Annotated in this window: 9 protein-coding genes; 2 read left to right on the top strand and 7 right to left on the bottom strand. The window is 65.1% G+C overall.

From position 1 onward, the window contains the following. Positions 1-176: 176 nt before the first annotated feature. From FNJ47_RS42655 to maiA, 3 genes are read right to left on the bottom strand one after another with little or no spacing between them, the layout of a single operon-like run. Positions 177-1,361, bottom strand: coding sequence for a 3-hydroxybenzoate 6-monooxygenase (locus FNJ47_RS42655; protein ID WP_163162352.1), 1,185 nt, complete (start codon positions 1,359-1,361; stop codon positions 177-179). Next, positions 1,361-1,873 (bottom strand): MarR family winged helix-turn-helix transcriptional regulator, encoded by a 513-nt coding sequence (locus tag FNJ47_RS42650; protein WP_163162350.1) that lies wholly within the window; start codon positions 1,871-1,873, stop codon positions 1,361-1,363. Before FNJ47_RS42650 ends, FNJ47_RS42655 begins: the two co-directional genes overlap by 1 nt. After that, on the bottom strand, positions 1,863-2,495 hold the full coding sequence (gene maiA / locus FNJ47_RS42645) for a maleylacetoacetate isomerase (protein WP_163162348.1): 633 nt from the start codon (positions 2,493-2,495) through the stop codon (positions 1,863-1,865). Before maiA ends, FNJ47_RS42650 begins: the two co-directional genes overlap by 11 nt. 160 nt (positions 2,496-2,655) lie before the next feature. On the opposite strand from maiA, the gene gtdA reads away from it, so the two are divergent. Further along, complete coding sequence (gene gtdA, locus FNJ47_RS42640; protein ID WP_163162346.1) at positions 2,656-3,696, top strand: gentisate 1,2-dioxygenase; 1,041 nt, start codon at positions 2,656-2,658, stop codon at positions 3,694-3,696. Between the two features lie 141 nt (positions 3,697-3,837). On the opposite strand, the gene FNJ47_RS42635 is transcribed toward gtdA, so the two are convergent. The 4 genes from FNJ47_RS42635 to FNJ47_RS42620 form a co-directional block, all read right to left on the bottom strand. Beyond that, complete coding sequence (locus FNJ47_RS42635) at positions 3,838-4,665, bottom strand: ABC transporter permease (RefSeq protein WP_163162344.1); 828 nt, start codon at positions 4,663-4,665, stop codon at positions 3,838-3,840. After that, entirely contained in the window at positions 4,658-5,431 is a 774-nt protein-coding gene (locus FNJ47_RS42630; protein WP_163162342.1) for an ABC transporter ATP-binding protein, read from the bottom strand. The genes FNJ47_RS42635 and FNJ47_RS42630 overlap by 8 nt, the downstream gene beginning before the upstream one ends. A 159-nt stretch (positions 5,432-5,590) precedes the next feature. Further along, on the bottom strand, positions 5,591-6,595 hold the full coding sequence (locus tag FNJ47_RS42625; RefSeq protein WP_163162340.1) for an ABC transporter substrate-binding protein: 1,005 nt from the start codon (positions 6,593-6,595) through the stop codon (positions 5,591-5,593). Positions 6,596-6,702: 107 nt separating this feature from the next. Continuing rightward, the gene (locus FNJ47_RS42620; RefSeq protein ID WP_163162338.1) at positions 6,703-8,064 is read right to left on the bottom strand and encodes an FAD-dependent oxidoreductase; all 1,362 of its coding nucleotides are present in this window, start codon (positions 8,062-8,064) and stop codon (positions 6,703-6,705) included. Positions 8,065-8,186: 122 nt separating this feature from the next. Between FNJ47_RS42620 and FNJ47_RS42615 the strand changes: the two genes are divergently transcribed. Continuing rightward, a partial coding sequence (locus FNJ47_RS42615; RefSeq protein ID WP_163162337.1) for a LysR family transcriptional regulator occupies positions 8,187-8,484 on the top strand: 298 nt, incomplete at its 3' end.

Genomic DNA, 8,484 nt, shown 5'->3' with positions numbered 1-8,484 from the left:
CCCCTCCACCCGTGCCCTCCTTACGTCAGTGATCCCTACGATCTCCGCGACGACGAGAGAGCAAGATGAGTGTGTACGTGAGGTGAGTACGCTGCTCGGGCTCCCTCCCCCCTTGCGGGGGAGGGTTAGGGAGAGGGGTGGCCACACGGCGTACTCTTTCAATCGGCGTGCGGCAGCTAACTCCCCAGCCCCGTCCCGCCATAGAGCCACGCGATATCGTCGCACCACTCCGTCTGCGACTTCGCGCTCATGATCGCGTTTCGGATGCGGGCGTGGTCGCCAGCGGGATGGTAGACGTGCTCGCCGATCGCGCGTGACATCAGCTGCACGCGCGCCGTGCGCGGAAAGCGCTGGGCACGATAGGCATCGAGCGCCGCCGCCTGATCATCGTGATGGGCCAGCATGTGTGACAGGCAGACCGCGTCCTCCATCGCCTGGCAGGCGCCTTGCGCAAAATATTGCAGCATCGGATGCGCAGCGTCGCCGAGCAGCACGACGCGGCCATCGATCCAGCGCTCGGTGGGGTCGCGGTCGCACAGCACCCAGAGCTTCCAGTTGGTGCCGTGGCGAATGATGTTCTGCGCCCGCTCGTGGACGTGGGTGAAGCCCTTCATCACCTCGGCTTCGGAGACCGGCTTGCCCGCGACCGGCTCCGGTGCATCATTGTGATAGGTGACGACGAGGTTGAACACCTTCCAGCCCGACAGCGGATAATGCACGATGTGGCATTTCGGCCCGGCCCACAGCGTCGCCGCATTCCAGCGCAGGTCTTCCGGCATCTGCTCGGTCGGAATCACCGAGCGATAGGTGGTGTGGCCAGAGACGCGCGGCGGGCCGTCTGCCGTCACCTGCTTGCGGATGTTCGACCACAGACCGTCGGCTCCGATCAGCAGCCGCCCGGTGATGCGCTCGCCACTGGCGAGTTTTGCGGTCACGGATGAACCATCCTGCTCGTAGCCGACCACCTCACTGCTGACGCGCAGCTCGATCAGTTCGTGGCTCTGGCAGGCGCGCAGGAACACGCCGTGCAGATCGCCGCGATGCACCACGGCATAGGGGTTGCCGAACCGCGCGCGAAAGGCATCGCCGAGATCGATATGAGTGATCTCATCGGCGGTCAGCGCATCCATCAGCCGCAACTGGTCGATATAGACGGCCATGTTGCGCGCGGCCTCGCCGACGCCGAGATAGTCGAAGGCGTGGAACGCGTTCGGCCCAAGCTGGATGCCGGCGCCGATCTCGCCGAGCGCGGCGGCCTTTTCCAGCAGGATCGAGCGGATGCCCTTTTGCGCTAGCCCCAGCGCCACGGCGAGGCCACCGATGCCGCCGCCCGCGATCAGGACGGGTCTCGTCTCCGCCATCAGCCCGACCTTCCGAGATGTTCGAGGGCATCCTCGGCGCGCAGCGGCACCCGCGACGCCTCGTTGTTGAGGTCGACAAGTTGGGTCAAGAGCGAGAGCAGCGTCTTGCGGTCGGCCGGCTTCAGCGGCTGCAGCATCCGCGTCTGCGCCTTCTCGACCGAGGGCATGATCTCGTTCAGCACGCCGGCGCCGGCCTTGGTGAGATAGAGCAGCTTGACCCGCTTGTCCTCGGGCGCCGGTTTGCGCACGATGAACTCCTTGGCCTGCAGCCGCTCGATCACATTGCCGAGCGTGGAGCGGTCGAACGCGATCACCGCCGAGAGCCGGGTGGCGTCGATGCCCGGATGAGTCGAGATCGTCACGAGCGCGGCGTATTGCACCGGCGTCAGGTCGAACGACCTGCACTCCTCGATGAACAACGCCACCGCGATCTGCTGCATGCGCCGGAACAGATAGCCGGGCGCGGTGTAGACCGCGTCCATGGTGACGGGCGTGGGCTTGCTACTCGGCATCGGGCTGCCTGTCCGGGGCGGCGTCGGCGAATGCCTTGACTTGTTTTGCCGCTGCTTCTGCCTTGATCAGGCGCGGATAGGCCGAGACGTCGACGCCGAAGCGCCGCGCATTGGCGAGCTGCGGCACCAGGCAGAGATCGGCGAGCGTCGGCGTTTCACCGAAGCAGAACGGCCCGGCCTCTTCGGCAATCAGCGTCTCGCAGGCCGACAGACCCTCGCGGTTGGCCCAAGCGGCCCATTCCGTCACCTGCTCTTCGGGCAGGCCGAGCTGGCGCAACCGCGCCAGCACTTTCAGATTCTGCACCGGGTGGGTGTCGCAGGCGATCGCCTGCGCGAACGCCCGCACCTTGGCCCGCCGCAGCGGATCCTTCGGCAGCAGCGGCGGAGTGGGATTGGTCTCATCGAGCCATTCGATGATCGCAAGCGACTGGGTGAGGATCGCGCCCGCATCGCTCTCCAGGGTTGGCACCAATCCCTGCGGATTGATCGCCAGATAGGCCGGCGCGCATTGCTCGCCCTTGCGCAGATGATGCGGCAGATGCTCCGACGTGAGCCCCTTCAGATTGAGGGCGATCCGGACCCGGTAGGACGCGCTGCTCCGGAAATAGCCATGCAGCTTCATCGGAACCTCCCTTGCATTATTCTGGTTTTGACGCGTTTTCTTGACGCGAACCGGTACCCACTTCGCTCGAAAACGCTATGGGCTTGTTTCATTGACGCTAGCCACATTGTCAGTATACTGTCAATTAAATTGAACCGACAAGAATGATGGGAGGCTTGCCATGGAAGCCGTGCAGAAGACCCCGGAGCGCGAAGCGTTCTACAAGAAGATCGACGGCGAAAACCTCTCGGCGCTGTGGAACGTGCTCGGCGATCTGGTCACGCCGGAGCCGCGGAGCGCATGCCGCCCGCATCTGTGGAAGTTCGACCAGATCCGCGACTACATGAACGAAGCCGGCAGACTGATCACCGCCAAGGAAGCCGAGCGCCGCGTGCTGGTGCTGGAAAACCCCGGCCTGCGCGGTCAGTCCAGGATCACGACCTCCCTCTTTGCCGGCGTGCAGATGGTGGTGCCGGGCGACGTCGCGCCGGCGCATCGCCACACCCAGTCGGCGCTGCGCTTCGTGCTCGAGGGCAAGGGCGCCTACACCGCAGTCGATGGCGAGCGCACCGCGATGGCGCCGGGCGATTTCGTCATCACGCCGTCGATGACCTGGCACGACCATTCCAACGAAACCAACGAGCCGATGTTCTGGCTCGACGGGCTCGACATCCCGATGGTGCAGTTCTTCGACTGCTCGTTCGCGGAAGGCGCCAAGGAAGATCAGCAGGCGATCTCCAAGCCGGCCGGTGACAGTTTCGCGCGCTACGGCCGCAACCTGTTGCCGATCGACCAGAAGCGGTCGTCCAAAACCTCGCCGATCTTCAACTATCCCTATGAGCACACCCGCGAGACGCTTGAAAAGGCCCGGGCCCGCGATGAATGGGATGCCTGCCACGGCCTCAAGCTGAAATTCTCCAACCCCGAAACCGGCGATTTCGCGATGCCGACCATCGGCACCTTCATCCAGCTGCTGCCGAAGGGCTTCAAGACCGCGCGCTATCGCTCGACCGACGCCACCGTGTTCGCCGCGATCGAGGGCAAGGGCCGCACCCGGGTCGGCGACCAGACCTTCGAGTGGGGACCGCGCGATCTGTTCGTGGTGCCGAGCTGGCACTGGGTCACCCACGAGGCCGACACCGACTCGGTGCTGTTCTCGTTCTCGGATCGCCCGGTGCAGCAGAAGCTGGATCTGTTCCGCGAGGACAGGGGGAACGCCTAACTCGTCGTCCCGGCGAAGGCCGGGACCCATACGCCGCGGCCTCAGGAAAGGGCACGCGGCGAGACATTCATCCTGCAAGCACCAGCGGTGGTTATGGGTCCCTGCTTTCGCAGGGACGACGATGCGGCGAGCAGCGCGCCTTCACCGCCAGTGCAGCAACCGCACTTCCAGCAGGTTGATCAGCTTCCCGACCAGAAGCCCGAACAGCGACAGGATCACGACGCCGGCGAGCAGCTGATCGGTCTGCATCAGATTGCCGGCCTGCAGCACGAAGGCGCCGATGCCGTATTGCGCGCCGATCATCTCGGCGCTGACCACGAGCAGCAGCGCAACCGACGAGGTGATACGGAAGCCGGCGAGGATCGAGGGCAGCGCGCCCGGCCAGATCACGCGGCGCACGATGGCGTGGAACGGCACGTTGAAGCTCTGCGCCATCCGGATCAGATTGCGCGGCACCGCGTCGACGCCGCTATAGACCGAGATCGCGGTCGAGAAGAACACGCCGAGCGCAATGGTCGCGATCTTCGGCTCCTCGCCGATCCCGAGCCACAGGATCAGCAACGGCAGCAGCGCGATCTTCGGAATCGGGAACAGCGCCGAGATGAAGGTGATGCCGACGCCGCGCGCCATGGTCGACAGCCCGATCGCAAATCCGACGATGACGCCGGCGGCCGTGCCGATGATCCAGCCGGTGCCGATCCGCATGATCGACCACGACAAATGCTGCCACAGCGCGCCCGACGACGCGAGCTTGTAGACCGCCATCGCGATCGCCGACGGCGCCGGCAGGAATAGCGGATTGACCCATCCCGCACTGCCGGCAAGTTGCCAGACCGCGATGACCAGCGCGAGCGCGATCCAGCCCGCGGAGCGGCTGCCGCGCGGCGTGAAGCCGGCGCCGCGAAACGCGACCGGTCGTGTCGCTTCCGCCGATCGGTCCTTCGTCTCCTGTGGGGAGCGGTCAAGCATGCTGAACCTCGCGCTCGGCATCGATCGCTTCTTTGCGGATCAGCGACCACAATTCGCCCTGCAGCGCGGCCATCGGCCCGCGGGCATCCGCGGTGCCGCGCTCGGCGCGCGTCATCGGGATGGTCACGATTTCCCTGATGCGACCGGGGCGGCGCGACAGCACCACGACGCGGTCGGCGAGCCGCACGGCCTCTTCAAGGTTATGCGTGACATAGACCGCGCCCATCGTGCCGTCGGCCAGCAAGCCCACGAAATCCTCCATCAGGAGCTCGCGGGTCTGCGAATCCAGCGCCGACAGCGGCTCGTCCATCAACAGGATCGCCGGACGAACCGCGAGCGCCCGCGCGATGCCGACACGCTGGCGCATGCCGCCGGACAATTGCTTCGGATAAGCCGCGCGGAAATCCGACAGTCCGGTGCGGCGCAGCGCATCGTCGATCACGGCGCGGCGCTCGCCGGCGCCGAGGGACGTGTGCAGCAGCGGAAACGCGACGTTCTCCTCGACCGTATTCCACGGCAGCAGGGCAAAGTCCTGAAACACGAAGGTCAATGGATTGAGGCTGCCCGACGGCGGCGCGCCGCGCAGTTCGGCGGCGCCCTCACTCGGCCGCAGCAAGCCACCGAGGATCGACAGCAGCGTGCTCTTGCCGCAGCCGGACGGACCGACGATCGCGACGATCTCGCCGGCGCGAACCGTGAAGGAGACATCGTCGAGCACGTCGAGCGCGCCGAAGCGATGGCTGATATGGTCGGCGATCAGGTCCATGTTGCTATGACCTCGCTGCCAAACCCGTCATCCTGAGGTGCGAGCGCAGCGAGCCTCGAAGGATGAACGGCCGGCATGTGTCGGGGCCGTGCATCCTTCGAGACGCCGCTTCGCGGCTCCTCAGGATGACGGTGAGAGAGTGGCGCACGCGGCTCAGCATCAATCCGCCTTCACATAGTCCTTGGCGATGATCGCATCGGCATCAAAACCCTTGTCGACAAAGCCCTGCCCCTGCAGCCATTTGATCTGGTTGTCGAGGTTCTTCACGTCGAGCTTGCCGTCGGGATCGATATAGGCGCAGTTGCCGACCACCTGTTCGACCGGCAGGTTGGTGTATTTGGCGATGATCTCGAGCAGCGATTTGGTCTTGTCGTTGATCGGCGCCACACCGTCCTTGATCGCGGTCAGGATCACGTCGTGATATTCGTGGTCGGCGCGGGTGAGCGCGGTGAGCAGTCTCTTCACCAATTGCGGGTTAGTCAGCGTCTTCGGCGATGCGAAGATGGCGCCAAGCTGCCACGGCGTCTCGTCGCCGACCCAGCCGAGCAATTTTGCACCCTTCGAGTCTATCAAAGTCCGCGCGGTCGAGACCGGCAACAGTGCCGCGTCGACCGTCTCGCCCTTCAGCGCCGCGGTCGCATTCGACAGCGATTGCAGCGGCACGACCTTCACGTCTGACAGCTTGAAGCCGTATTTGTCGGCGAGCAGGCCGAGCGAGTAATGAAAGCTGGAGCCGACCTGGGTCACCGCGACGCGCTTGCCCGCGAGATCCTTCGGCGTCTTGAGGCCCGCGGCATAGGCGTTGTTGCTGGCGAAATAGCCGATCAAGGGATAGCCGGCCTTCTCGCGGCTCATGCCGCCGATCACCTTCAGCGTGCCCTTGCCGGCGAGATTGTAGAGCCCCGCGGTCACCGCGGTGACGCCGAAATCGACGTCGCCTGACGCGGTCGCCACCGCGATCGGCTGTGCCGCGTCGAAAAACTTCAGCTCGACATCGAGGCCGGCTTCGCGGAAGTAACCCCTGTCCTGCGCGATGAACACTGGTGCCGAGGACGACAGCCGCAACACGCCGATCTTCGCCTTCAGGAGATCATCGGCCCTCGCGATGCCGCTCGCGGCCCACACCAGCAGGCCCGCGAGTGCGAGCCGCGCCCAAACCTTCATTCCGTCCTCCGCTTAGAACCCGTTCCGACCAAATCGGAACGGGCTCTCGATTCCTGTTTGACGCGTTTTCTTCACGCGAACCGGTATCCACTTCGCTTGAAAACGCTCTAGATTCCTTCTGGCACGGCCTGATCGCGGCCGATGAACGCGCCCTGCGTGCCGAGCTGTTGTTGCAACTTTTCGACGGAAATGTCGCGCGGAATCGTATTGCCCGACAGGGCCAGCGCGGCCGCGGTTCCCGCCGCCTCGCCCATCACAAAACAGGCACCGGAGACGCGCGCCGCGGATTGCCCTTCATGGGTCATCGAAGCGCAGCGGCCGGCGACCAGGAGATTATCGACGCCATCGGGTACCAGCATGCGATACGGCAATTCGTTGTAGCCGCGGCTCTCCGGGATCGGCGGAAACTCGAAGGTCACATCGCCCGGCACGTGCTTTTCCATCGGCCAGCCGTTGACGCCGATCGAATCCGCGAATGAGGCGCAGCCCAGCACGTCCTCGCCGGACAGCATGTAGCCGCCGATCACGCGCCGCGTCTCGCGGATGCCGAGTTGTGGCGGCAGATCGACGATGTAGGAATTTTCGAAGCCCGGCACCGTGCGGAGGAACCTGAACGCCTCGACCGCCTGGCGGCGGCCCTCGATCTCGCCACGCGTCATGTCGTCGGGATCAATGCCGGAAATGGCGCCGCCGTCGCTGCGCGTCACCTGGGTGAAATTCACCCGCCATTCGATCTGCGATTTCTGCGGCCGCACGATCGCCGACTTGCGCGGGAATTTATAGGTGCCGGCGGCCTCGGCCTGCGCCATCCGCTCCGGAATCGTGCGCCACGCATCGCCGGCCTTCGCCGGATCGATGCCGTTGAGACGAAACATCATCGAGGGGTAGAGCATGCCGCCCTGGTTGTCGCCGACCTCATGGGGCGCACCGGCCCAGACCGCGAGATCGCCGTCACCGGAGCAATCGATGTAGATGCCGGCCCGCACCGCCTGACGTCCGGCCTTGGTTTCCACCATCAGCGCGCGGATGTGCGCGCCGTCCATGACGACGCCGGCGCCGAGCGCATGGAACAGGATGTCGACCTTGTGATGCGCCAGGAGATCGTCCGCCGCGATCTTGTAGGCCGCGGTGTCGTAGGCTTGCGCGAGGATCTTGCCGAGGATCAGATGCGGCGCGTTCAGCCCGCCGAGCCGGTCGATCCGCGCCAGCAGGTCGGAAGCGATGCCCTGCACCACCCGGTGCATCTCGCCGAAGATGTTGGCGTGCAGGCCGCAGAAATTCGTCACGCCCGCCGCGGTGCCCATGCCGCCGAGGAATCCGTAACGCTCGATCAGGAGCGTTCGCCGTCCGGCGCGCGCCGCGCCGACGGCTGCCGCGATGCCGGCCGGTCCGCCGCCAAGCACCACCACGTCATACTCGCCATAGACCGGCACCTGCCGCGCAGGTTCTTCGATCGTGCTCGCTCGCATCATTTCCGCCCTGAACAAATTGATTGAGCCAACTATGAATTGATGCGGATTGCAGTACAATCCACCAAATTATGTGATCAGCTTTCGCGAATCGAGAAAGGCGACAGCAAAGGGAACGGCCGATGGATACGCTGGCGAACCTCGAAGCCTTCCTCGCCACCGCGGACGCCGGCGGCTTCTCCGCCGCGGCGCGCAGGCTCAACGTCGCGACCTCAGTCGTCGCCAAGCGCGTCACCCAGCTCGAGGAGCGGATCGGCACCGCGCTGTTCCATCGCTCGACGCGGCAATTGCGGCTGACCGAGGCCGGTCAGCAATATGTGCATCGTGCCCGCGGCGTCGTTGCCGATGTCGGCGACCTGCTGTCGCGAATGGGCGAGAAGCAGCGCGATCTTTCCGATCATCTGCGCGTCAAGGCGCCGA

The organism is Bradyrhizobium uaiense (assembly GCF_010811875.1).
Lineage (GTDB): Bacteria > Pseudomonadota > Alphaproteobacteria > Rhizobiales > Xanthobacteraceae > Bradyrhizobium > Bradyrhizobium uaiense.
Note: the sequence above shows the minus strand (reverse complement) of the source record. Positions and strands in the feature narration are given on the sequence as shown.

What these genes read in the sequence shown, in the direction of transcription:
- FNJ47_RS42655 (WP_163162352.1), bottom strand. Translation starts at nt 1,361, where the DNA reads ATGGCGGAGACGAGACCCGTCCTGATCGCGGGCGGCGGCATCGGTGGC.
- FNJ47_RS42650 (WP_163162350.1), bottom strand. Translation starts at nt 1,873, where the DNA reads ATGCCGAGTAGCAAGCCCACGCCCGTCACCATGGACGCGGTCTACACC.
- maiA (WP_163162348.1), bottom strand. Translation starts at nt 2,495, where the DNA reads ATGAAGCTGCATGGCTATTTCCGGAGCAGCGCGTCCTACCGGGTCCGG.
- gtdA (WP_163162346.1), top strand. Translation starts at nt 2,656, where the DNA reads ATGGAAGCCGTGCAGAAGACCCCGGAGCGCGAAGCGTTCTACAAGAAG.
- FNJ47_RS42635 (WP_163162344.1), bottom strand. Translation starts at nt 4,665, where the DNA reads ATGCTTGACCGCTCCCCACAGGAGACGAAGGACCGATCGGCGGAAGCG.
- FNJ47_RS42630 (WP_163162342.1), bottom strand. Translation starts at nt 5,431, where the DNA reads ATGGACCTGATCGCCGACCATATCAGCCATCGCTTCGGCGCGCTCGAC.
- FNJ47_RS42625 (WP_163162340.1), bottom strand. Translation starts at nt 6,595, where the DNA reads ATGAAGGTTTGGGCGCGGCTCGCACTCGCGGGCCTGCTGGTGTGGGCC.
- FNJ47_RS42620 (WP_163162338.1), bottom strand. Translation starts at nt 8,064, where the DNA reads ATGCGAGCGAGCACGATCGAAGAACCTGCGCGGCAGGTGCCGGTCTAT.